The organism is Aliiroseovarius sp. CAU 1755 (assembly GCF_054482655.1).
On the sequence record NZ_JBTLRH010000002.1, the window covers coordinates 122,012 to 144,006 of the forward strand.

25 protein-coding genes are annotated in these 21,995 nt (G+C 59.6%); all 25 read right to left on the minus strand.

Annotation, left to right across the window (positions count from 1 at the left end):
• Positions 1-8 precede the first annotated feature (8 nt).
• Positions 9-623 carry an NADH-quinone oxidoreductase subunit J gene (locus ACXYMP_RS07785; protein WP_298565956.1) on the minus strand — a complete coding sequence of 205 codons (615 nt, stop codon included), beginning with the start codon at positions 621-623 and terminating at the stop codon, positions 9-11.
• Positions 620-1,027: a carboxymuconolactone decarboxylase family protein gene (locus ACXYMP_RS07790; protein WP_298565953.1), complete on the minus strand. Its 408-nt coding sequence runs from the start codon at positions 1,025-1,027 to the stop codon at positions 620-622. Before ACXYMP_RS07790 ends, ACXYMP_RS07785 begins: the two co-directional genes overlap by 4 nt.
• Before the next feature lie 20 nt (positions 1,028-1,047).
• Complete coding sequence (gene nuoI, locus ACXYMP_RS07795; protein ID WP_298565951.1) at positions 1,048-1,539, minus strand: NADH-quinone oxidoreductase subunit NuoI; 492 nt, start codon at positions 1,537-1,539, stop codon at positions 1,048-1,050.
• 4 nt (positions 1,540-1,543) lie between these two features.
• Positions 1,544-2,581 carry an NADH-quinone oxidoreductase subunit NuoH gene (gene nuoH / locus ACXYMP_RS07800; protein WP_298565948.1) on the minus strand — a complete coding sequence of 346 codons (1,038 nt, stop codon included), beginning with the start codon at positions 2,579-2,581 and terminating at the stop codon, positions 1,544-1,546.
• Between the two features lie 14 nt (positions 2,582-2,595).
• Complete coding sequence (locus tag ACXYMP_RS07805; protein WP_458905494.1) at positions 2,596-3,336, minus strand: hypothetical protein; 741 nt, start codon at positions 3,334-3,336, stop codon at positions 2,596-2,598.
• 31 nt (positions 3,337-3,367) lie between these two features.
• Positions 3,368-5,389 (minus strand): NADH-quinone oxidoreductase subunit NuoG, encoded by a 2,022-nt coding sequence (gene nuoG / locus ACXYMP_RS07810; protein WP_458905496.1) that lies wholly within the window; start codon positions 5,387-5,389, stop codon positions 3,368-3,370.
• A 59-nt stretch (positions 5,390-5,448) separates the two neighbouring features.
• Positions 5,449-5,868, minus strand: coding sequence for a DUF5333 domain-containing protein (locus ACXYMP_RS07815; RefSeq protein WP_458905498.1), 420 nt, complete (start codon positions 5,866-5,868; stop codon positions 5,449-5,451).
• A gap of 147 nt (positions 5,869-6,015) precedes the next feature.
• On the minus strand, positions 6,016-7,311 hold the full coding sequence (gene nuoF, locus ACXYMP_RS07820; protein WP_298565936.1) for an NADH-quinone oxidoreductase subunit NuoF: 1,296 nt from the start codon (positions 7,309-7,311) through the stop codon (positions 6,016-6,018).
• Positions 7,312-7,317: 6 nt separating this feature from the next.
• A complete protein-coding gene (locus ACXYMP_RS07825; RefSeq protein WP_248370283.1) occupies positions 7,318-7,542 on the minus strand; it encodes a DUF5337 domain-containing protein in 225 nt (74 codons plus the stop codon).
• Between the two features lie 15 nt (positions 7,543-7,557).
• Positions 7,558-8,361, minus strand: coding sequence for an NADH:quinone oxidoreductase (locus ACXYMP_RS07830; RefSeq protein ID WP_363317596.1), 804 nt, complete (start codon positions 8,359-8,361; stop codon positions 7,558-7,560).
• Between the two features lie 118 nt (positions 8,362-8,479).
• A complete protein-coding gene (locus ACXYMP_RS07835; protein WP_298565932.1) occupies positions 8,480-9,625 on the minus strand; it encodes an NADH-quinone oxidoreductase subunit E in 1,146 nt (381 codons plus the stop codon).
• The gene (locus ACXYMP_RS07840) at positions 9,625-10,845 is read right to left on the minus strand and encodes an NADH-quinone oxidoreductase subunit D (RefSeq protein ID WP_298566177.1); all 1,221 of its coding nucleotides are present in this window, start codon (positions 10,843-10,845) and stop codon (positions 9,625-9,627) included. Before ACXYMP_RS07840 ends, ACXYMP_RS07835 begins: the two co-directional genes overlap by 1 nt.
• Complete coding sequence (locus tag ACXYMP_RS07845) at positions 10,845-11,687, minus strand: sulfotransferase (RefSeq protein WP_298565930.1); 843 nt, start codon at positions 11,685-11,687, stop codon at positions 10,845-10,847. The genes ACXYMP_RS07840 and ACXYMP_RS07845 overlap by 1 nt, the downstream gene beginning before the upstream one ends.
• A 5-nt stretch (positions 11,688-11,692) precedes the next feature.
• Positions 11,693-12,304: an NADH-quinone oxidoreductase subunit C gene (locus ACXYMP_RS07850; RefSeq protein ID WP_298565927.1), complete on the minus strand. Its 612-nt coding sequence runs from the start codon at positions 12,302-12,304 to the stop codon at positions 11,693-11,695.
• A 3-nt stretch (positions 12,305-12,307) separates the two neighbouring features.
• On the minus strand, positions 12,308-12,841 hold the full coding sequence (locus ACXYMP_RS07855; protein ID WP_248370287.1) for a NuoB/complex I 20 kDa subunit family protein: 534 nt from the start codon (positions 12,839-12,841) through the stop codon (positions 12,308-12,310).
• Positions 12,832-13,197 carry an NADH-quinone oxidoreductase subunit A gene (locus ACXYMP_RS07860; protein WP_298565925.1) on the minus strand — a complete coding sequence of 122 codons (366 nt, stop codon included), beginning with the start codon at positions 13,195-13,197 and terminating at the stop codon, positions 12,832-12,834. The genes ACXYMP_RS07855 and ACXYMP_RS07860 overlap by 10 nt, the downstream gene beginning before the upstream one ends.
• A gap of 300 nt (positions 13,198-13,497) precedes the next feature.
• Complete coding sequence (locus tag ACXYMP_RS07865) at positions 13,498-13,863, minus strand: hypothetical protein (RefSeq protein WP_458905503.1); 366 nt, start codon at positions 13,861-13,863, stop codon at positions 13,498-13,500.
• Positions 13,864-13,885: 22 nt separating this feature from the next.
• Positions 13,886-14,668, minus strand: a complete 783-nt coding sequence (locus tag ACXYMP_RS07870; protein ID WP_458905505.1) for a crotonase/enoyl-CoA hydratase family protein — start codon at positions 14,666-14,668, stop codon at positions 13,886-13,888.
• A 2-nt stretch (positions 14,669-14,670) separates the two neighbouring features.
• Positions 14,671-15,528 (minus strand): hydroxymethylglutaryl-CoA lyase, encoded by an 858-nt coding sequence (locus ACXYMP_RS07875; protein ID WP_458905507.1) that lies wholly within the window; start codon positions 15,526-15,528, stop codon positions 14,671-14,673.
• A complete protein-coding gene (locus ACXYMP_RS07880) occupies positions 15,521-16,180 on the minus strand; it encodes a glutathione S-transferase family protein (protein WP_458905509.1) in 660 nt (219 codons plus the stop codon). The genes ACXYMP_RS07875 and ACXYMP_RS07880 overlap by 8 nt, the downstream gene beginning before the upstream one ends.
• Positions 16,177-18,123 carry an acetyl/propionyl/methylcrotonyl-CoA carboxylase subunit alpha gene (locus ACXYMP_RS07885; RefSeq protein ID WP_458905511.1) on the minus strand — a complete coding sequence of 649 codons (1,947 nt, stop codon included), beginning with the start codon at positions 18,121-18,123 and terminating at the stop codon, positions 16,177-16,179. Before ACXYMP_RS07885 ends, ACXYMP_RS07880 begins: the two co-directional genes overlap by 4 nt.
• A gap of 77 nt (positions 18,124-18,200) precedes the next feature.
• Positions 18,201-18,641 (minus strand): thermonuclease family protein, encoded by a 441-nt coding sequence (locus ACXYMP_RS07890; RefSeq protein WP_458905512.1) that lies wholly within the window; start codon positions 18,639-18,641, stop codon positions 18,201-18,203.
• 3 nt (positions 18,642-18,644) lie between these two features.
• A complete protein-coding gene (locus ACXYMP_RS07895) occupies positions 18,645-20,249 on the minus strand; it encodes a carboxyl transferase domain-containing protein (RefSeq protein WP_458905514.1) in 1,605 nt (534 codons plus the stop codon).
• A 1-nt stretch (position 20,250) separates the two neighbouring features.
• Positions 20,251-20,787: a lysozyme inhibitor LprI family protein gene (locus ACXYMP_RS07900; RefSeq protein ID WP_458905516.1), complete on the minus strand. Its 537-nt coding sequence runs from the start codon at positions 20,785-20,787 to the stop codon at positions 20,251-20,253.
• A complete protein-coding gene (locus ACXYMP_RS07905) occupies positions 20,787-21,947 on the minus strand; it encodes an isovaleryl-CoA dehydrogenase (protein ID WP_248370296.1) in 1,161 nt (386 codons plus the stop codon). Before ACXYMP_RS07905 ends, ACXYMP_RS07900 begins: the two co-directional genes overlap by 1 nt.
• Between the last annotated feature and the right edge of the window lie 48 nt (positions 21,948-21,995).

Genomic DNA, 21,995 nt, shown 5'->3' on the forward strand with positions numbered 1-21,995 from the left:
CGTGTTCATCAAAGCCCCTGCCCCGGTTTCACGTCGATGATCTTCATCGCCTCGGCCGGGTCGCGGTGCATCTGGGCAATCACGTTCTGGCGTTTGATATTGGTGCGGTGGCGCAGGGTCAGGACGATCGCGCCGATCATGGCGACCAACAGGATCAAACCGGCCAGCTGAAACAGCAGGATGTAGTCTGTGTAAAGGATCATCCCCAGCGCCTGCGTGTTATGCGCGACATCAAGCGCGGGCGTTACAGCAGCACGCGCCGCCTCGGCCCCGTCCGAGAACTGCCAGACGCCAAAAATGGTGCCCAGTTCCATCAAGAGGATCACGCCGATCAGAAGTGCCAGCGGCAGCGATTTGGCCATTTCAGCCTTCAACGCCGCGAAATCCACATCCAGCATCATCACGACGAACAGGAACAGAACCGCGACCGCGCCCACATAGACGATCATCAGAAGCATCGCGACGAACTCGGCGCCCAGCAGGACAAACAGCCCGGTGGCCCCCACAAAAGCGGTGATCAGCCACAGGACCGAGTGGACCGGGTTTCTTGCCATCACGGTGAAGAACCCGCCCACCACAGTGGTCAGGGCAAAGAGGTAAAATGCGAAATCGGCAACGCTCATGCGTCCCCCTCCTCGTTGTCGGCAAACACGGCTTGCGCCAGTTCCAATGCACGGGTCATGGCCGGAAGGCCGCCCAGCATCGACATTTGATAGATCACCTCGGCGATCTCTTTCTCGGTCGCGCCCGCTTCCAAAGCGTGGCGCACGGTCATCTTGATCTGCGCGTCGGCTTGCGCGCCAAGAACGGTCAGACCCGCCAGCGTGATCAGCATCCGCGTCTTGGCATCCAGCCCGTCCTTGTTGAAGGCGTTGCCAAACATCATGTCCATCATGTCTTTCGGCATGGTCGGCATCATCTTGTCAAAACCCTGCGGCTTGAACGTCTCCAAGGCAGGATTGAAGTTGCGGAGCATTTCCTGCCCCTGCTCCATCATCTGTGCGTATAGTTTGGAGAAATCGTTCATGGCTTTTCCTTCGCGGTCACTTAGCGATACGGCGCGTCAAGTTCGATATTGCGGGCAATCTCGGCTTCCCAGCGTTCGCCGTTCTCAAGCAGTTTGGCCTTGTCGTAAAACAGTTCCTCGCGCGTTTCGGTCGCAAACTCGAAATTCGGACCTTCCACGATGGCATCCACCGGGCAGGCTTCCTGACAGAAGCCGCAATAGATGCACTTGGTCATATCAATGTCATAGCGCGTCGTGCGGCGCGATCCGTCGTCGCGGGGTTCGGCGTCAATCGTGATCGCCTGCGCGGGGCAGATCGCCTCGCACAGCTTACAGGCGATGCAACGCTCTTCCCCGTTGGGATAACGGCGCAGCGCATGCTCCCCCCGGAAACGCGGGGACAACGCACCTTTTTCATGCGGGTAGTTCAACGTCACCTTGGGCGCGAAGAAGTATTTCAGCCCCAGTCCGAACCCCTTGATGAAGTCCGTCAGCAGGAAGTATTTCGTTGCGCGTGCGTAGTCGAATGCCATCCGATCAGCCCCCTACAGTCCAGCGGGCGTAAGTGCCCCAGAATGCCCCGTATTGGGCGAAGAATGCGACCAGAACAACCCATGCCAGCGACAAAGGCAGGAAGACTTTCCAACCGATGCGCATCAACTGGTCATAGCGGTAGCGCGGCGTGATGGCTTTCACCATCGAGAACACGAAGAAGAAGAAGAAGATCTTCGCAAACAGCCACAGGATACCATCCGGCAGCGCCTCGACCGGCGACAGCCAGCCGCCGAAGAACAGGATCGAAATCAGCGTGCACATCAGAACGATGGCCACGTATTCACCGATCATGAACAGAAGGAACGGGGTCGACGAGTATTCCACTTGATAGCCTGCGACCAGTTCCGATTCAGCCTCGGGCAGGTCGAACGGCGGGCGGTTGGTTTCAGCCAAAGCCGAGATCAGGAACAGGAACACCATCGGGAAGTGCGGCAGCCAATACCAGCTCAAGAGCCCCTTGCCGTCTTGCGCCATGACAATGTCGCCGAAGTTCATCGAGCCGGTCGTCAGGATCACACCGATGATGATCAGGCCGATCGACACCTCGTAAGAAATCATCTGTGCGGCGGACCGCAGCGAGCCAAGGAACGGGTATTTCGAGTTCGACGCCCAGCCGCCCATGATCACGCCGTAGACCTCAAGCGAGGACACCGCGAACACAAACAGGATCGCCACGTTCACATCGGCCAGAACCCAGCCATCGTTGAATGGGATCACGGCCCAGGCGAGCATCGCCAAGACGAAGCTCATCAGAGGTGCCAGGAAAAATACGAAGCGGTCCGCGCCTGCGGGCACCACAATCTCTTTCAGCACATATTTGATGAAGTCCGCGAAGGACTGCAAAACGCCGAACGCGCCAACCACGTTGGGGCCTTTGCGCATCTGCACCGCTGCCCAGACCTTGCGGTCGAAATAAAGCAGGAAGGCCAGCGCGACCAGAAGCGGGACCACGATCAGCAGACACTGACCAAGGATCAAAAGGGCGATGCCCAGATTTGTTGTCGTGAAGAATTCAATCATTTCTCTTCATGCCCTTAGACCGTCGGTATTCCGTTTTCAAAACAGCTCTGAGCGGTGACCGCCGCGTCAATTGTCACCAGCCCACGCGGAAGCGTCTCTGACACCCAATAGACCGACCTTCCCGTCCAGATACTGTTGTCTCGTGTCACACTTGTCAGAACGTGACGGGTGAACCCATAGCCCCGACTAAGTGTATATTGCGCTGCTACACATTCAGCATACTCAGCGACATCTTCATTCTTTACTTCGCCATTCAGACGCACGGTGATCTGCACCAATTCGTCATCCAAACGTTTTGTTTGAACGCCGAGATACGAAATCTTCCATTTGTCTTCCAGCGCGTCGAAGCTGTTCTCCAACGGGTTGGTTTCCAGCATCGTTGCTTCTTGACCCGCATTGTGTGCGTCCGCACTGATCAAGGCGATATCCTCGCCTGCCGCTGCATCGGTGTTCGCTTCAGTCGACACATTCGACGCAACCTGAGTTGTCCGGTTGGACGCAGCCCACCAACAATCGCCACGCGCTCTGCCCACAGGTCGCCCCGGCGTGTGAAGGATCACATGCTCGCCATTTTCCGAGCCACTCACGGTCTGGACAGCCAAGCCGCCATCCTTAGGCTCGCCAGTTTGGCAATCACTCAGTCCAATGGCCTGCTTCATGACGCCTCCGACATGATCAAGAAACGCACAGGACGACAGGGCGGAGGTGATCACCACCACGCCCAGCAATCGTTTACCCCATCTTCCTATGATCACGGGAAATCCCATAAACTTTTCAGACCCTTAGTTACTCTGCCGCCAGCTTCGACGACGCCCGTGCGCGCGCCTGTGCTGACAGCTCTGCCATCACCTCTGACGCCCGTGCGATCGGGTTGGTCAGATAAAAATCACCGATTGTGTAACGGAAGCTCGCCGCCCCCATCTTGTCGACCGGCAACGGTTGCCATTCATTCTCTGCCACCTGATCGACACCACCCAAAACCGGTGCGGCCTCGACCATCGCCCGGCGCAGGCCCGCCAGGCTGTCCCACGGCAAGGTCGCGTCCAGTTCAGCAGACAGAGCGCGCAGGATGGCCCAGTTTTCCTTGGCCTCGCCCGGTGCGAAATTCGCCCGGAGCGCCAGTTGGGGGCGGCCTTCGGTGTTGACGAACAGCCCGCCTTCTTCGGTATAGGCTGCGCCCGGCAGGATCACGTCGGCACGCATCGCACCACGGTCGCCGTGGCTGCCCTGATAAATCACGAAGGGGCCAGCATCGATGTCAATCTCATCGGCACCCATGTTGTAAATTACATCCGCGCCCATCGTGGCCGCTTCCATGCCACCCTCGGTCACGGCGCCAACATCCATCGCGCCAACGCGGCCAGCGGCGGTGTGCAGGATCATCAGCTTCGATCCGGTGTCCTCGGCCAGCTTCATCGCGTTGGACAGAACCGCCAGACCATCGGCTTCGCGCACAGCGCCCATGCCCACGATCACCACCGACGGGGCATCTTTCACCGCGCCGTAGTCTTTGCCCACGATGCTTTCCAGCGCAGCGCGGTCATTGCCGACATGCGCATAATCATAAGTCAGATCAACGGCTTCGCCGACCAGACCGACCTGAGCGCCCTTGAGCCACGCCTTGCGAATGCGCGCATTCAGAACCGGCGATTCAACGCGCGGGTTGGTGCCGATCAGTTGGATGAATTTCGCGTTGTCGATATCTTCAATCGACGCCGTGCCGACATAGCCCGAACGATTGCCGATGGGCAAACGCGCGTTGTCGGTGCGGCACTCGACATTGCCGCCCAGCCCTTCGACCAGAGTTTTCAGGCTGAACGCTGCTTCGGTCGGGGCCAGATCACCGACCAGACCCGCAACTTTCTTGGCGCCCTTCATGGCGTCGGCCGCCTTGGTCAGCGCCTCGGCCCACGTGGCTTTGCGCAGTTTGCCGTCTTCGCGGATGTAGGGCACATCCAGACGCTGGCGACGCAATCCGTCCCAGATGAAGCGTGTCTTGTCCGAAATCCACTCCTCGTTCACGCCATCATGGTTGCGCGGCAGAACGCGCATGACTTCGCGACCTTTCGTATCGACCCGGATGTTTGACCCAAGCGCATCCATCACGTCGATGGTTTCGGTCTTGGTCAGCTCCCACGGGCGGGCGGTGAAGGCGTAGGGTTTCGAGGTCAGCGCGCCAACCGGGCACAGGTCAATGATGTTGCCCTGAAGGTTGCTGTCCAGCGTTTGGTTCAGATAGCTAACAATCTCGGCATCTTCGCCGCGACCGGTCTGACCCATCTGGGCGATACCGGCGACTTCGGTGGTGAAACGCACGCAGCGGGTGCAGCTGATGCAGCGCGTCATCGCGGTGCCAACCAGCGGACCCAGATCAATATCGTCCACGGCGCGTTTTTGTTCCTTGAAGCGCGACCCGGACAGACCGTAAGCCATCGCCTGATCCTGCAAATCGCACTCGCCGCCCTGATCGCAAATCGGGCAGTCCAGCGGGTGGTTGATCAGCATGAACTCCATCACGCCTTCACGGGCCTTCTTGACCATGGGCGAGTTGGTTTTAACCACAGGCGGCTGTCCTTCGGGACCGGGGCGCAAATCGCGCACCTGCATGGCGCAGGAGGCCGCGGGCTTGGGCGGACCGCCCACGACTTCGACCAAACACATGCGGCAGTTGCCAGCAATCGACAGGCGTTCGTGATAGCAGAAACGGGGCACCTCGATCCCGGCCACTTCGCAGGCCTGGATCAGCGTCATCGCGCCATCAACTTCAACTTCCATGTCGTCAATGACGATCTTTTTCAAGTCGCTCATCACGGTCCCTTTTTCAATTCGCAAGCCGGGGTGTTCCCCGTGCCCGCACGTGTCTACCCCTAGCGTTCGTAAAGCAACGAACCAGCGAAGGAGCCCTTTTCAATCTCGGCGCGGCCAACCGCGCAATAGCTTTCCTCGTCGCCCGCATTCACACCACGCTTGGCCAAGATCGGCTCGGCAATCGCGCGGAACCGGTCCTGCTCGGATTTGCTGTCGACATAGGCCATCACCTCTTTCGACGTGAAACCCAGTGCCATCGCATGTTTGCGCAGTGAAAACGCCTTGTTCAAAAGGCGCAGCTTGCGCAGGTGCAAGGACGAGCAGTTTTCGTCAATCAGATAGGCAATCGACGCGCCCAGCAATTCGCTGTGCATGCGGTCGTCGTCACGCAGCGGCGCATAGTCCTGGGCCGAGGCCATGCTCGTCGTGGCGGTGGCGGCCATAACCGAGGCAAGGGCGAAAATACGTAGTTTCTTCATGACAGTTCTCCTTTTGTCATGAAGCACGTGGGGACGCAGGGGGCTGACATGCAATAACAACGCACCGAAACGGGCGCTTTCGCACCTGTTTTCAATATGTTGTGTTGCATTACCATTTTCATGTCTTCCCTTGCCCAAGCCGACGGATCACTCCGCCGCGATGCTGGCCTTGCCTTGTTTGTTCACTTGAATGCGGTCTTCGATTTCGTCGCGGAAGTTGCGGATCAGGCCCTGAATGGGCCATGCCGCCGCGTCACCCAAGGCACAGATCGTGTGGCCTTCCACCTGCTTGGTCACGTCCCAAAGCATGTCGATTTCCTCGACCTCAGCCTCGCCGCGCATCAGGCGATCCATCACGCGCATCATCCAGCCGGTGCCTTCCCGGCACGGCGTGCACTGGCCGCAGCTTTCGTGTTTGTAGAACTTCGCCAGACGCCAGATCGCCTTGATAATGTCGGTCTGCTTATCCATTACGATCACCGCCGCGGTGCCAAGGCCCGAGCCGAGCTCTCCGCGCAGGTAGTCGAAATCCATGATCGCGTCGCGCATGTTTTCACCACGCACGCATGGCACGGACGAGCCACCGGGGATTACGGCTTTCAAATTGTCCCAACCACCGCGAATGCCGCCGCAATGCTTTTCGATCAACTCCTCGAAGGAAATCGACATGGCCTCTTCGACGACGCAGGGGTTGTTCACGTGACCCGAGATGCCAAACAGCTTGGTGCCGGAGTTGTTGGGGCGACCAAAGCCCGCGAACCATTCGGGCCCACGGCGAAGGATGGTCGGCACAACGGCGATGCTTTCCACGTTGTTCACCGTGGTCGGGCAACCATAGAGGCCCGCGCCCGCCGGGAACGGCGGCTTCATGCGCGGCATGCCCTTCTTGCCTTCAAGGCTTTCGAGCAGAGCGGTTTCTTCACCACAGATATAGGCGCCTGCACCGTGGTGCAGGAACAGGTCGAAATCCCAGCCGGAATTTGCCGCGTTCTTGCCCAGAAGACCGGCGTCATAACATTCGTCGATCGCAGCCTGCAGGGCTTCGCGCTCGCGGATATATTCGCCGCGAATGTAGATGTAAGATGTATTGGCGTTCATCGCGAAAGACGCGATCAGCGCGCCTTCGATCAGCGTGTGCGGATCGTGGCGCATAATCTCGCGGTCTTTACAGGTGCCCGGCTCGGATTCGTCGGCGTTAATCACCAGATAGGCCGGACGACCGTCGCTTTCCTTCGGCATGAAGGACCATTTCAGACCGGTCGGAAACCCTGCCCCACCACGACCGCGCAGGCCCGAGGCTTTCATCTGCTCGATGATCCAGTCCCGGCCCTTCTTGATGATCCCGGCGGTGCCGTCCCAGTGGCCGCGTTGCTTTGCGCCCGCAAGAGTGCGTTCGTGCATGCCGTAAAGGTTGGTAAAGATCCGGTCTTTATCCTGCAGCATTCGTTCTTATCCTTCATCCGCCCGGCGCTTGCGCCAGATCCGATACGTTACCACCAGGCCAAACAAGAACCCGGCAAGGGCCAGAAGATCCACCAACGCCATGGTCCTGTTGGACCAGTCGAGGCTTTTCCCAACCCATGTGCCACCGACCCACAGCGCACCGGTGAAGGCGATGACAAGACCTGCCAGGCGCCCTTCCCGCTGTATGCTGTTTTTTGGATCGGTGTGCATGATCTGTGTCATCCTTTAATAAACATCGCCCTTTTTGACCTTTTTCGAGAACGCGGTTTCCCCGCCCTCGGCCAAGGTCTTGGCTTGTTCCACCCAGCCGTCACGTTCGATCCGGCCTTTGAAGCTTAGGTTGTCATCAACCCACGAAATCTCGTCCGCGGTCCATTTGGCGACCTGGTCGAAATGCCAAAACCCCAGACCATTCAGCGTCTGTTCCAACTTCGGACCCACGCCCTTCAGTTGTTTCAGATCGTCGGCGCCAGATTTTCGCGGCGCTTTCAGGGTGCGTGGCTTTTTCGGCTGGCCAGTCTGCGCGGGTGCTGCCGCTGCTTTCGCGGCGGGCTTGCTGGCGGGCTTGGCGGCTTTCGCTGCGGGCTTCTTGGCCGCCTTCGCAGCCGGTTTCTTTGCGGTCGATGCCTTTGCTGCTGTTTTCTTCGCAGCAGGTTTCTTGTCCGCAGGTTTCTTTTTCGCAGGGGGCGTTGCAGCCTCTGCGGGCACAGGTGCGCCGTCCATCGCGGCCGCCGGAATGCTGGCTGCCGATGCTGCTACGTCCTCAGATGCCGAGGCATCCGCTGCACGGGTGCTGGCGGTTGCGTTGCCACTCAGACTCGCGGCCGTCATCTCGCCCTTGGCGGGACGGGTATCGACCACTTCGCCACAAAGGAATTTCTGCAGAAGTATAGCCGCGGCGACGGCCACGATGATGCCAACGATCAGGCCGATGAAGCCAGAAATCATCAGGAAAACTGCGAAACCCAGCAGCGCGCCGATCATCCAGCACATGTTCTTGCAGTTAAAAAATCCAGTATTGTTACTCATTGTCCCTATCCCTGTTGTTGATTGTGGACACATTTGTCGGGCGCACAGATGCGTTGGCATTTTTCTGCCTTTTCTTACGCTTATGTTCCAAACGACCCGTCAACATACCTGGTTCCTGTCAGACCTTGCCCTTCTTGCCCTTGCGTGAGAACGCGGTGTCACCGCCTTCTGCAAGGATCTTGGCTTGCTCTACCCATCCGTCACGCTCAATCCGACCTTTGAAGGACAATTGATCGTCAACCCAGGCAATTTCTTCCGCACCCCATTTGGCAACCTGATCAAAATGCCAAAAGCCAAGGCCATTCAGGACACCTTCCAGCTTGGGGCCAACGCCCTTCAGCAGTTTCAGGTCATCCGCACCCGACTTGCGGGGGGTCTTCATGACGCGCGGTTTCTTGGTTTCTGTTCCCGCAACCGGCGCAACAGCAGGCTTCACCGGAGGTTTGGCAATTTTCTTGCTGTCGTCCTCGGGCACTTTGCGCACTGGTTTTTGCTTGTTTGCAGGCTTCGCGCTTGCCGCCGGTTTCGGTGGCTGCGTCTTGCCGCTGGTCGCGTTCTTGCCCAGCCACGGCGTCAACAAAGGCACTTCGGTGCCGTCGATCCGTTTGACCGTGTCGCCAAGATCGGTAGCCAGTTGCGCGCTCGCGTTATACTGCGTCTTGCCGCTGTCATATTCTTTCAGGCTGGTCAGACCCGACAGAGGTTCGGACGCATAACGCCCGTTCTGCGGGCCCGGCACGGGCACTTTGCCAGCGGCCAGATCATCCAGCAGCTTGGCGAAGGTTTCGGCGGTCAGATCTTCGTAATAATCCTTACCGATCTGGGCCATCGGCGCGTTGGTGCAGGCACCCAAGCATTCGACCTCTTCCCAGCTGAACTTGCCATCGGCGGACACGACATGCGGCTTGTCGGCGATCTTTTCACGGCACACCGCGATCAGATCTTCCGCACCACAGATCATGCAGGACGTTGTGCCACAAATCTGGATATTTGCCACAGAACCAACAGGTTGTAGCTGGAACATGAAGTAGAACGAGGCCACTTCCAGCACCCGGATATCGGCCATGTCCAGCATATCAGCGATATGTTCAATCGCAGGCTTGGTCAGCCAGCCTTCCTGTTCCTGCGCGCGCCACAAAAGCGGGATCACAGCCGAGGCTTGACGTCCTTCGGGGTATTTCGAAATCTGCCCTTCGGCCCACGCAAGGTTGGCGGGCGTGAAAGCGAAGCTTTCGGGTTGTTCATGATGCAAACGGCGGAGCATTAGCGGTCGATCTCCCCAAACACGATGTCCATGGTGCCGATAATGGCGGCGACGTCGGCCAGTTGGTGGCCTGTGGCCACATGGTTCATTGACTGCAGGTGAAGGTATCCGGGCGCGCGGATCTTGGCGCGGTAGGGTTTGTTTGACCCGTCCGACACAAGATAGACGCCAAACTCGCCCTTGGGCGCTTCGACGGCGGCATAAACCTCGCCTGCTGGGACCTTGAAGCCTTCAGTGTAAAGCTTGAAATGGTGGATCAGGCTTTCCATTGATCGCTTCATATCGCCACGCGACGGCGGTGTCAGTTTACCACGCGCCAGCACGTCGCCCTGCCCTTCGGGCGCGCGCAACTTGGCAATGGCTTGGTGAATGATCGACAGCGACTGGCGCATCTCTTCCAAGCGGACCAGATAACGGTCATAACAATCGCCCTTGGTGCCGACGGGAACCTGGAACTCAAACTCGTCGTAGCATTCGTAAGGCTGAGCGCGACGCAGGTCCCACGCCAACCCCGATCCGCGCGCCATAATTCCGGAATAGCCGTAATTCTGGATGTCTTCTTCGGTCACAACGCCAATATCGACGTTTCGCTGTTTGAAGATGCGGTTCTCGGTCAGCAGACCGCCGATGTCGTCCAGCACTTGCGGGAAGCCATTGGCCCATGCCTCGATATCGTCGATCAGGTCAGGCGGAAGATCCTGATGCACCCCACCGGGGCGGAAATAGGCCGCGTGCATGCGTGCACCACAAGCCCGTTCGTAAAAGATCATCAGGTTTTCACGCGCTTCCAGCCCCCAAAGAGGCGGCGTCAGAGCGCCAACGTCCATCGCCTGCGTGGTCACGTTGAACACGTGGTTCATGATGCGGCCGATTTCCGAAAACAGAACCCGGATCAGAGAGCCGCGACGCGGCACTTCCACGCCCGTCAGCTTTTCAATCGCCAGACACCAGGCGTGTTCCTGGTTCATCGGCGCCACATAGTCGAGCCGGTCGAAATAGGGCAGGTTTTGCAGATAGGTGCGGCTTTCCATCAGCTTTTCGGTGCCACGGTGCAGCAGGCCGATATGCGGGTCAGCACGTTCGACAATCTCGCCGTCCAGTTCCAACACCATGCGAAGCACGCCGTGGGCGGCCGGGTGTTGCGGGCCGAAATTGATGTTGAAGTTGCGGATCTTCTGTTCGCCGGTCAGGGCGTCGTCGAAGTCCTTGGATCCGTCCATCATGCGCTCACCATCTTCTGGGTCCATTCCGACGGAAGCTCACCCATGAACTTCTCGACGAAATTGTATTGCGGTTTCAGTGCTGCTTGCAGTTGGGCGCGTTGGCCCATCGGCAGCGCGGCTTTCACGCTTTGGTGCACCATGCGGTCAAACGGTGCGGGCTGGGGGACAATCCCCAGAAACGCGCACAAGCGTTCGATGGCGGCAGGTGTGAAAAGCCGTTCATAAAATTCGATATGCAGCGCCTCGCGCGGGATCGCGCGGGTCAGCCGGTTCAGCGTCCGGCGATAATTCGAACGGTCAAGGATATTGTCGGCGGTGCCGTTCAACACACCGTCAACCTTCGCATCCAGCGCCGTCTGGCCCCCGGCCCCCGCGACCATGCGGATATTCGACCAGATCCGGTCCACCGGATCGCGCATCAGGTAAACAAAGCGCACTTTGTCTGTCAGTGCGGCCATCGTCGCCAGCGTCTTTTCTTTGAGCAATCCGTAAGCGGGGGTGAAATCGCCGATCACACGGGCCTTTTCGCCACCTTCCTGCACATAGTTCAGATAGGCGGCGTCATCGCGGGTCTTGCCGTCAAAAGTCGCAAGCCAGCGTTCCAGATCAGCGACAAGGCGGTGTTGCCACGCTGTCGGCTTCTCGGCACGGGCGCGATCAAGCCGCGCTTGGGCTTCTTTGCGGTGCCACGCGCCATTGCCCTGCTCCAAAGCGTCGAAATAGTGCAATTCCTTCACCGCCGGGAAATGACACTCCCGGTGACCATAGAGGTAGTCGAACAGCCAGCTTGTGCCAGCTTTCGTTGCCCCAAGGCAGAATATGAAGGTTTGCCCGCTCATCTGCTTCAGCCCTTGGCCTCGTCAGATTTTTCATCACCGGGCAGGATGTAGTTGGCCCCTTCCCACGGCGACATGAAGTCGAACTGGCGATATTCCTGGGTCAGCGACACGGGTTCGTAAACCACGCGCTTTTCAACTTCGTCATAGCGCACTTCGGTGTAACCCGTGGTGGGGAAATCCTTGCGCAGCGGGTGACCCTTAAACCCATAATCGGTCAGGATGCGACGCAGGTCGGGGTGGCCCGAAAACAGGATGCCGAACATGTCGAACACTTCGCGTTCAAACCAGCCGGCCGAGGGGTGAACGTCAGTGATCGACGGCACCATATCATCTTCGCGCACAGCAACCTTCACGCGGATGCGCTGGTTCGTGTACATCGACAGGAAGTGGTAAACCAAGTCGAAACGTTGTTCGCGCGATGGGTAATCCACCGCAGTGATATCCACCAGCGTCGAGAACATGCACGCCCTGTCAGCTTTCAGAAACTCGATGAAGGCCGGAATGGCCGACAGCGGCACATTGACGGTCAACTCGCCAAAGGCGATGTCCCAGCTCAGCACACAGTCGGGGCGTTTTGCTTCCAGCAGACCGCCTAGTTCGTTCAGGGCGTCGCTCATTGCTTACCTCACAATCGTGCCGGTGCGGCGAATTTTGCGTTGCAGTTGCAGGATACCGTAGACCAGTGCTTCGGCGGTCGGCGGGCAGCCGGGGACATAGATGTCCACGGGAACGATCCGGTCACAACCGCGCACGACGGAATAGGAATAGTGGTAATAGCCACCGCCATTCGCGCACGATCCCATCGAGATCACGTAACGCGGATCGGGCATCTGGTCGTAGACCTTGCGCAGTGCCGGAGCCATCTTGTTGGTCAACGTGCCAGCCACGATCATCACGTCCGACTGGCGTGGCGAAGCGCGCGGCGCAATGCCATAACGCTCTAGATCATAGCGCGGCATCGAGGCGTGCATCATTTCAACAGCACAGCAGGCCAGACCAAAGGTCATCCAGTGCAGCGACCCGGTGCGCGCCCAGTTGATGATGTCGTCGGTGGTGGTCAGCAAAAAGCCCTTGTCGGCCAATTGCTCGTTCATCAGGCGCGTGCCGTGTTCGCGGTCGCCTTGTGCCGTGTTGGCTCCAGTCATCACTCCCATTCGAGCGCCCCTTTTTTCCACTCATAGGCAAAGCCGATTGTCAGAACAGCCAGGAACACCATCATCGACCAGAACCCGACCATGCCAACATCCTTGAAGGCCACGGCCCAGGGGAACAGGAATGCGATCTCGAGGTCAAAAATGATGAACAGGATCGCCACCAGATAAAACCGGACGTCAAACTTCATCCGCGCGTCGTCAAAGGCGTTGAACCCGCATTCGTAAGCGCTGAGTTTTTCGGGATCAGGATTGCGCACTGCCAGCACAACGGCTGCAAGGATCAGAACAAGTCCGATAACAATGGCTAATCCAAGGAAAATGATAATGGGGAGATATTCTCTGAGAAGGTCTTCCACGTGTGGCTCCTTTGAACGGTTTACCCGCCTGTCGCTAGCTATCAGCGGTTTACCTTTGCGGGTTCGCAGGGTCAACCGAGTGCATATCGCATTCGAGTTTGTGAATGCGAGCGCAAAACCAAGGGCTGACCTCTCAGTATACCGTTGTTTGCAAGGGTTTTAGCCACAGGTTAAGCATTTTGCGTGTGCAGAAATTCGTCACCTGTTAACCAAAAAACCATCATGTTTTGCCGTCGCGCAGCAAATGGCCGGCAAAACCGGCTTGGGAAAAGAGACTCACCTGCTTGAAATCCCGCAGGGCTAACCCCAGGCAAGTCGCAGCCCGCACAGGACCAGAAGAACGGTCACCGGCCCCCAGATCCGCCGCTCGGGTAGCGACGGGGTGGCAAGGTTTGCGACACATGTCATGACAGTCACCCCCAGCGCCGCCCAGAAGGTCCAAACAGGAAGCGTGCCAACAATTCCTGCCCGCGCTGCCATCGCCCAGCGCATCAAGCCAAGTATTGCTCCCTGCCCCACCGCCGCGAACCGCATCGGCACTGGCAACTGTCCCGGCCACCTGCCGCCATTCGCCAAGTGGCCCCATGGTGCACCTGCCGCCATGCACGCCTGAAACAGCATAACGATGGCGATCAACGCGACATAGATGTATCCGGCCCAGATCATTAGCTCTCAGTCAGGTCAAGCATCACGCCCAGCTTGGCTTGCGCTTGTCAAAGAACGCGGCAATGCCTTCTTGCGCTTCGGCGCTTTCCCAACGTGCAACCAGACCCGCGATGGTTTCGTCAATGATCGCCTCGGTGATGGGGGGGCCAAGTCTGCGTGTCAGCGCTTTGGCTTCGGCAACTGCACCGGGGGCAACGGACAGGTAGGGTTTCACCTCGGCCTCGACCGCCGCGTCCAGCTCTTCGGGCGCGACGGCTTTCGCCAGAAGGCCCAGCGTGACCGCTTCCTCGGCATTAAAAATACGCGCCGACATGAACACGCGGCGCGCCATCGCCTCGCCCAGACGGGCCAGCACATAGGGACCGATGGTGGCCGGGATCAGGCCCAGCCGCGTTTCGGTCAGACCGAATTTCGCGCCGGTCACACCGATGGAGACATCGGACACCGACGCCATGCCAACCCCACCACCAAACGCCTGCCCCTGCACCTTGGCAATCAGAGGTATTGGCATTTCATTAAGCGCGTTCAGCATCATAGCGAGCTTCTTGGCCTCGATCCCCCGTGTTTCCGGGTCGGCTGCCATCTGGTCTTGCATCCAGCGCAGATCCCCGCCCGCGCAAAAACTTTTGCCCGCGCCGGTCAGGATCACCACGCGCACCGCGTCATCAGCGCCCAGCGCGTGGGCGGCGTCAGTCAGTTCCTCGATCATCTTGGCGCTGAGCGCATTGTGCTTGTCCGCACGATCCAGAAGCAATGTCGCCACGCCACGCTCGTCAGCGCTTATGGAAATCGTCTCGTAACCCATGATCAGTCCCCTGCCCGCATTTGCCGCGCCATCTGGGCAGCCTTTTCAAGAATGTCCCGGTCCAACCCGGTCGAATAGCCCAGCGCCGTGACGCGGTCATGCACCGCCTCGGTCGCCACGTTACCTTGAGCTCCCGGGGCATAGGGGCAACCGCCAAGGCCACCCACCGCAGCGTCAAACACGCGCAGACCCTTTTTCAACGACGCCTCGATATTGTCGCAGGCCCGGCCCCCCGTGTCGTGGTAATGGCCCGCAAACATATCTGGACCCGCCACGCTCAGCACCGCATCCAGCATCGCGTCGATGCTTGCGGGTGTCGCCTGCCCGATCGTGTCGCCCAGCGAGATTTCATAACACCCCATGGCGATCAGCTGATCGGCCACCCACGCCACCTTGTCGGGCGGGGTCGGCCCGTCGAACGGGCAGTCGGTCACGCACGAGATATAGCCCCGCATCATGATCCCCGCCGCGCGCGCCGCATCCGCCACGGGCTGAAAGCGTTCAAGGCTTTCGGCGATAGTGCAGTTGATATTGGCCTTGGAGAACCCCTCAGACGCCGAGCCGAATATCGCGATCTCGTCCGCCTTGGCCGCCAGCGCGCCTTCGAACCCGCGCAGGTTTGGCGTCAACGCCGCATAGGACACATCCTTGGCCCGCGTGATCCCTGCCAGCACTTCGGCACTGTCCGCCATTTGCGGCACCCATTTGGGGCTGACGAAGCTCGCGACCTCGATCCGTTTGAAACCCGCACCGGACAGAAGATCAACCAGCGCGATCTTGTCCTCGGTCGGGATCTGGCGTTTCTCGTTTTGCAGCCCGTCGCGCGGGCCGACCTCGAATATTTCGACATAGTCAGCCATCGGGCACCTCATAGAAGTCTTGGGCATAGAAGTTTTGCGGCCCTTCGATCTGCGCCGCCGCCTGCCAGCCGGGGCGCGCCTTCACCCGGTCGATATAGGCGCGCAGGTTCGGAAAATCGTCCAGATGCACGAAGAACGGCACCGCAAAGAGGTTGAAGCCCAACATCACATCCGCGCCCGAAAAGCCCGACGCGAGCAACCAGTCCTGCGCGCCCAATCGCCGCTCTAACGGGGCAAGCGTCTTTTCCAGCCGCTTGGTGTCCAGCTTGATCAGCAAGGGCGAACGTGCCGCCGGGTCCCGCAGAAACACCTGCGCCAGATTGAGGTTGGCGATCAACGCCGCCTGCGTTTCAGCGAAATGCAGGAATTCCAGATAGCGGGGGCGTTCCGGATGACCCGGTGCGCGGCCCAGCCCGGCCTCGGGTCGTGTTTCGCAGAGGTATTCGACGATCGCGCCGCTTTCAAACAACACCTGCCCGTCGATTTCCAGCGCGGGCACACGGCCTGCGGGACTGATCGCCAGAAAGTCCGGGTGGCGCAGCGACCCATCGGTGATCGAATAGCATTCGATCGTCGAGCGCAGGCCCAATTCTTCCAACAGCCACAACACCCGGAAGGAGCGCGACCACGGCACATGATGCAGCTTGATCATGCGGCGGCCTCCTCCTGTTCTTCCTCAAGCCGCACAAGCGGCGCGCCCGCTTCGACCTGATCGCCATCGGCAACCAGCACCTCGGCCACGACACCATCGCGCGCGGCGGTCAGGCTGTGTTCCATTTTCATGGCTTCCAGAATGGCCAACCGGTCGCCTTGCTTGACCACCTGCCCTGCTTTGGCAAAGACGGCTTTCACAAGACCCGGCATCGGTGCTTCGACCACACCGGCCCCTGCACCCGCGCCCGCGTCTTGGTCCAACGGATCAACGATGTGGAATTCCAGCCCGGATTGCGCAAAGACGGTCACGACATTGCCCGCCATTGCGACGCGCGGCCCGCGGTCGCCGCCCATCTTCCATTGGCCATTGAGGCACGTGGCCTCGATGCTGTCTTCCCCAACGGTGATCACATGACGGTCAGCACCATAAGAGGTCACAACAACCTCATATGTATCTTCGGCATGGGTCAGTGTCACAAAGTGGTTCAATCCACCCCAGAGCGTAAAGCCCGACCCTTCGCGCTTTAGCAAATCCAGTGCACACAGCGCGGCTGCCCCCACATCAGCCATGCTTGGGCCGGGGTCGGCGGTCAGCGCCTCTAGATCGCGTTCGATCAGTCCGGTATCCACATCGCCTGCCGCAAAGCCCTCGTGTCGGGTCAACGCCCCGAGAAAGGCGAGGTTCGTGACGGAACCCGCCACCTCGGTATGGGTCAGCGCCGACGACAATTGCCGCAGAGCCGCCGCACGTGATCCTGCATGCACGGTGATCTTGGCGATCATCGGGTCATAGAACGGGCTGATCGTGTCGCCCGCCCGCACGCCAGTATCGGCCCGCGCGCCTTCGGGGAATTTCAGATGGGTCAGCGTGCCGGTGGCGGGCAGGAAACCCTTCGGCACGTCCTCGGCATAGAGCCGCGCTTCAAAGGAATGGCCGTTGATGGACAGTTCGTCCTGCTGCTTCGGCAGCCCCTCGCCTGAGGCCACGCGCAATTGCCATTCGACCAGATCGACGCCGGTGATGGCTTCGGTCACGGGATGTTCCACTTGCAGGCGTGTGTTCATTTCCATGAACCAGAACCCGTCGGTGCGCAGGCCGTTTGCGCCGTCGACGATGAATTCCACCGTGCCTGCGCCCTTGTAGCCGATGGCTTCGGCTGCGCGCACGCCCGCCTGTCCCATCGCCTCGCGGACCTCTTCGGTCATGCCCGGCGCAGGGGCTTCCTCGATCACCTTCTGGTGGCGACGTTGCAGCGAGCAGTCGCGTTCGAACAGGTGCACCGCGTGGGTGCCGTCGCCGAAGACCTGAACCTCGATGTGGCGCGGAGACAGGATGTATTTTTCGACCAGCACGTCAGCGTTGCCAAAAGCGGTCTGGGCTTCGCCCTGCGCAGATTTCAGCGCGTCGGCAAAGTCCTTGGGATCATCAACCCGGCGCATCCCCTTGCCACCACCGCCTGCCACGGCCTTGATCAACACGGGATAGCCCATCTTGTCAGCCTCTGACGCCAGCAGCACGGGGTCTTGGTCTGCACCGTGATAGCCGGGCACGACGGGCACGCCAGCCTCGACCATCAGTTTCTTGGCGGCATCTTTCAGACCCATCTTGCGGATCGCGTCTGACGACGGACCGATAAAGACCAACCCGGCCTTTTCAACCGCATCCACGAAATCGGGGTTTTCCGACAGGAACCCATAACCCGGATGGATCGCCTGCGCGCCGGTATCAAGTGCTGCCTGAATGATGACATCACCCTTCAGGTAAGACTGCGCGGGTTGCGACGGGCCGATATGCACGGCTTCGTCCGCCATTTTCACATGGCGCGCGGCCGCGTCGGCGTCGGAATAAACCGCCACCGTGGTCACACCCAGCTTGCGGGCGGTGTCGATCACGCGGCAGGCAATTTCGCCCCGGTTGGCAATCAGGATTTTTGTGAACATCAAGGTTCCTCCTTCGGGTGGGGTCGCAGTGCGCCCCGGAATTTCAACTCGCCCCTCAATCCGGAGCGTCAAAAAAGTCAGCCGCCCAAGCGGTCACACCAATTGATCCGTGCGCCGGCAGTATAGGCCACCGCCAATCCTTCGCGGATCAGCGTCTTACCAACATCTTGTCCGTCCGCTGACAACCGCACCAACTCGCGCCCATATTTGTCGTGGCCTTCGTGGCGCAGCGTAAGGTCCGCACTTTCAACGATCACACGCAGACGGCGCGTGGCCTTGTCACCCAGTGCCTTCTCAGCAGCGCATCCGGCGTCCTTCGTCTCGGGCGTGTCAAACCCCACCAGCCGGGCAGTGCGCGTGCGGTCGGGGCATTTCAGCTCGACCGTATCCCCGTCATAGACAAAGCCGACCACACAGCCCGCAATCCCACTTTTGCGCGGCACGGGCGCAATCTGCTCGGCCAGCGAATAAAGGATCAACAGCGTCAGCCCGCAATATATGACGAGGTTCGTGTCCAAGACTTACATCCGGAACACGCCGAATTTCGTCGGCTCGATCGGGGCATTCAGCGCCGCCAGCAGCGACAGATACAGCACCTCGCGCGATTTACGCGGGTCGATCACGCCGTCATCCCACATCCGCGCCGAGGCATAGAGGGGATGGGACTGTTCCTCGAACATATCGATGGTGGGTTGTTTGAAGGCGGCTTCTTCTTCCGCCGACCATTCACCGCCCTGACGCTCAATGGCGTCGCGCTTTACGGTGGCCAACACGCCCGCCGCCTGCTCGCCCCCCATCACGGAAATCCGCGAGTTCGGCCAGGACCACATGAAACGCGGCTGGTATGCGCGTCCAGCCATGCCGTAGTTGCCAGCCCCGTAAGAGCCGCCCACAACCATGGTCACCTTCGGCACGTTCGTCGTTGCCACAGCCGTCACCATCTTGGCGCCGTGGCGCGCGATACCTTCATTCTCATATTTACGACCCACCATGAACCCGGTGATATTTTGCAGGAAAACCAAGGGTATATTGCGCTGGCTGCACAGTTCGACAAAATGCGCACCCTTCTGGGCGGCTTCCGAGAAGATCACACCATTGTTGGCGATGATCCCGATGGGGCAGCCCTTCAGATGCGCAAATCCTGTGACCAGAGTGTCGCCAAAGCGCGGCTTGAATTCATCGAAGCGCGAGCCATCGACGATGCGCATGATCACTTCGCGGATGTCGTAAGGCGTCTTGAGGTCGGCAGGCACCACGCCCAGCAACTCCTCCGGATCATAGGCCGGTTCTTCCGGCTCCTGCCATTTCACCGTCATCGGCTTGGTGCGATTCAGGCTTTCCACCGCGCGCCGCGCCAAGGCCAGCGCGTGGGCGTCATCCTCGGCCAGATAATCTGCTACACCGGACAAGCGCGTGTGCACGTCGCCGCCACCAAGGTCTTCGGCCGTAACGACCTCGCCCGTCGCGGCCTTCACCAAGGGCGGACCGGCAAGGAAGATCGTCCCCTGCTCCTTCACGATGATCGTCACGTCCGACATGGCAGGCACATAAGCGCCCCCGGCGGTGCACGACCCCATCACCACGGCAATCTGCGGGATGCCTTTGGCGGACATACGCGCTTGGTTATAGAAAATGCGGCCAAAGTGATCGCGATCCGGGAACACCTCGTCCTGATTGGGCAGGTTGGCGCCACCACTATCGACCAGATAGATGCAGGGCAGATTGCATTCCTCGGCAATCTCTTGCGCGCGCAGGTGCTTCTTCACGGTCATCGGATAATAGGTGCCGCCTTTGACGGTGGCGTCGTTGCAGACCACCATCACCTCTTGCCCGTGCACCTGACCAATGCCCGCGATGACACCGGCACAAGGCGCAGCCCCGTCATACATGCCATGCGCGGCGGTCGCCCCGACCTCGAGGAACGGCGATCCGGGATCGAGCAGGTTCGACACCCGGTCGCGCGGCAGCATCTTGCCACGGCTCAGGTGCCGTTCGCGCGATTTCTGCCCGCCACCCATCACGGCGGCCTCGGCAGCGTCAGCCACAACTTGCAGCGCCTCAAGATGGCCCTCGCGGTTGGCTTTATACGCCTCGGAACCGGGCGTGGCTTGGGAATTCAGTTTCATCTCAGCATCCTTCGTGGTTGCAGATTGTATCGCCGTAGCCGTTCAGATCGGCCTCCAGCGCAAGCGACTGGCGGGCGGTCAGTTGGAGCATGCAGGCGATAGAAGCAGGGCCGCCGCCTGTGCCACCACCCCATTTCGACCGTTCATAGTCGCACGACGCGTCGCGGAAGGTGATCCAAGCGCGTTGCATGTCCAGAAGCGCAGGGGCTTGTTTGGGGGCTGCTGACCCAAGCGTTGCCATTTCTTCATCTTCAGCCTTCAACCGGGTCATCAAAAGCCCATAGGCGCGGTTCAGGCGGCGATCCCAGTCCTCGTATTCCAGCCCAAGACAGGACGACATGCCAACCGTGCTTGACCCGCCTTCGGTTGCTTCCATGCAATAATTGGCCGCCGATCCAACGCAGCGCATCGGGTCGCCATCGTCCCCCATGGCGGACAGGCAGTCCGTTGTGGGGTGGAAGCTATAGGTCATGTCCTGGGCTGTGGCCGGAGAGGCCAAAGCCACGAGCGCAGCAAAGATAAACCCCCGGATGCGCATCACATCTTGCCCATCAATTCGCGCCCGATCAGCATCCGGCGGATTTCCGAGGTGCCGGCGCCGATCTCCATCAACTTGGCGTCGCGGAACATGCGGCTGACGGGGGTTTCGTTCATATAGCCCGAGCCACCCATCGCCTGCACCGCTTGGTGGGCCTGCTTCATCGCCTCCTCAGACGCATAAAGCACACAGGCCGCGGCGTCCTGACGGGTCACCTGACCACGGTCACACGCCTTGGCGACCTCATACACATAAGCGCGGGCCGAGTTCATCGCGGTATACATATCCGCGATTTTGGCCTGCATCAGCTGGAAGTCCCCAATGGGGCGGCCGAACTGTTTGCGCTCTTTCATATAGGGCATGATTTCATCCATGCAGGCGGCCATGATGCCGGTGCCGATGCCCGACAGAACGACGCGTTCATAGTCGAGCCCGGACATCAGAACGTTCACGCCTTTTCCTTCTTCGCCCAGCACATTTTCGAACGGCACTTCGACATCTTCAAAGATCAGCTCGGCGGTGTTCGACCCGCGCATCCCCAGCTTGTCGAAATGGGGGCTTGTGCTGAAGCCCTTCATATCCTTCTCGATAATGAAAGTGGTGATGCCCTTGGGACCAGCGTCCGGGTCGGTTTTAGCATAGACGACCAAAGTGTCTGCGTCCGGGCCATTGGTGATCCAGAACTTGGTGCCGTTCAGCACGTAGTAGCCATTGCGCTTCTCGGCGCGCAGTTTCATCGAAACGACGTCCGACCCCGCACCCGCCTCGGACATGGCCAAGGCGCCCACATGCTCGCCCGAAATCAGCTTGGGCAGGTATTTCTGTTTCTGTTCTTCGGTCGCATTGCGGCGGATCTGGTTCACACACAGGTTCGAATGCGCCCCGTAGGACAGCGAGACCGAGGCCGAGGCCCGCGCGATCTCTTCCACGATCACAACATGCGCCAGATAGGTCATGCCGGCACCGCCGTATTCTTCGGGCGTGGTCACACCCAAAAGGCCCAGCTCGCCAAACTCTTTCCACAGCTCGTTGGGAAACTCGTTCTTCTGGTCCACTTCACCGGCGATCGGTTTGATCCGGTCTTGTGCAAAGCGGTGCACCATCTCGCGCATTGCATTGACGTCTTCGCCCAGGTCGAAATTCATGGAGTGATTGAACATGTGCTGCCCCTCTTGGTGGTCAGGTTTATTGAACGCTTGTTCAGTTAT

Coding starts and splice junctions, on each gene's coding strand:
- ACXYMP_RS07785 (WP_298565956.1), bottom strand. CDS start 623: ATGAGCGTTGCCGATTTCGCATTTTACCTCTTTGCCCTGACCACTGTG.
- ACXYMP_RS07790 (WP_298565953.1), bottom strand. CDS start 1,027: ATGAACGATTTCTCCAAACTATACGCACAGATGATGGAGCAGGGGCAG.
- nuoI (WP_298565951.1), bottom strand. CDS start 1,539: ATGGCATTCGACTACGCACGCGCAACGAAATACTTCCTGCTGACGGAC.
- nuoH (WP_298565948.1), bottom strand. CDS start 2,581: ATGATTGAATTCTTCACGACAACAAATCTGGGCATCGCCCTTTTGATC.
- nuoG (WP_458905496.1), bottom strand. CDS start 5,389: ATGAGCGACTTGAAAAAGATCGTCATTGACGACATGGAAGTTGAAGTT.
- ACXYMP_RS07815 (WP_458905498.1), bottom strand. CDS start 5,868: ATGAAGAAACTACGTATTTTCGCCCTTGCCTCGGTTATGGCCGCCACC.
- nuoF (WP_298565936.1), bottom strand. CDS start 7,311: ATGCTGCAGGATAAAGACCGGATCTTTACCAACCTTTACGGCATGCAC.
- ACXYMP_RS07825 (WP_248370283.1), bottom strand. CDS start 7,542: ATGCACACCGATCCAAAAAACAGCATACAGCGGGAAGGGCGCCTGGCA.
- ACXYMP_RS07830 (WP_363317596.1), bottom strand. CDS start 8,361: ATGAGTAACAATACTGGATTTTTTAACTGCAAGAACATGTGCTGGATG.
- ACXYMP_RS07835 (WP_298565932.1), bottom strand. CDS start 9,625: ATGCTCCGCCGTTTGCATCATGAACAACCCGAAAGCTTCGCTTTCACG.
- ACXYMP_RS07840 (WP_298566177.1), bottom strand. CDS start 10,845: ATGGACGGATCCAAGGACTTCGACGACGCCCTGACCGGCGAACAGAAG.
- ACXYMP_RS07845 (WP_298565930.1), bottom strand. CDS start 11,687: ATGAGCGGGCAAACCTTCATATTCTGCCTTGGGGCAACGAAAGCTGGC.
- ACXYMP_RS07850 (WP_298565927.1), bottom strand. CDS start 12,304: ATGAGCGACGCCCTGAACGAACTAGGCGGTCTGCTGGAAGCAAAACGC.
- ACXYMP_RS07855 (WP_248370287.1), bottom strand. CDS start 12,841: ATGGGAGTGATGACTGGAGCCAACACGGCACAAGGCGACCGCGAACAC.
- ACXYMP_RS07865 (WP_458905503.1), bottom strand. CDS start 13,863: ATGATCTGGGCCGGATACATCTATGTCGCGTTGATCGCCATCGTTATG.
- ACXYMP_RS07870 (WP_458905505.1), bottom strand. CDS start 14,668: ATGGGTTACGAGACGATTTCCATAAGCGCTGACGAGCGTGGCGTGGCG.
- ACXYMP_RS07875 (WP_458905507.1), bottom strand. CDS start 15,528: ATGGCTGACTATGTCGAAATATTCGAGGTCGGCCCGCGCGACGGGCTG.
- ACXYMP_RS07880 (WP_458905509.1), bottom strand. CDS start 16,180: ATGATCAAGCTGCATCATGTGCCGTGGTCGCGCTCCTTCCGGGTGTTG.
- ACXYMP_RS07885 (WP_458905511.1), bottom strand. CDS start 18,123: ATGTTCACAAAAATCCTGATTGCCAACCGGGGCGAAATTGCCTGCCGC.
- ACXYMP_RS07895 (WP_458905514.1), bottom strand. CDS start 20,249: ATGAAACTGAATTCCCAAGCCACGCCCGGTTCCGAGGCGTATAAAGCC.
- ACXYMP_RS07900 (WP_458905516.1), bottom strand. CDS start 20,787: ATGCGCATCCGGGGGTTTATCTTTGCTGCGCTCGTGGCTTTGGCCTCT.
- ACXYMP_RS07905 (WP_248370296.1), bottom strand. CDS start 21,947: ATGTTCAATCACTCCATGAATTTCGACCTGGGCGAAGACGTCAATGCA.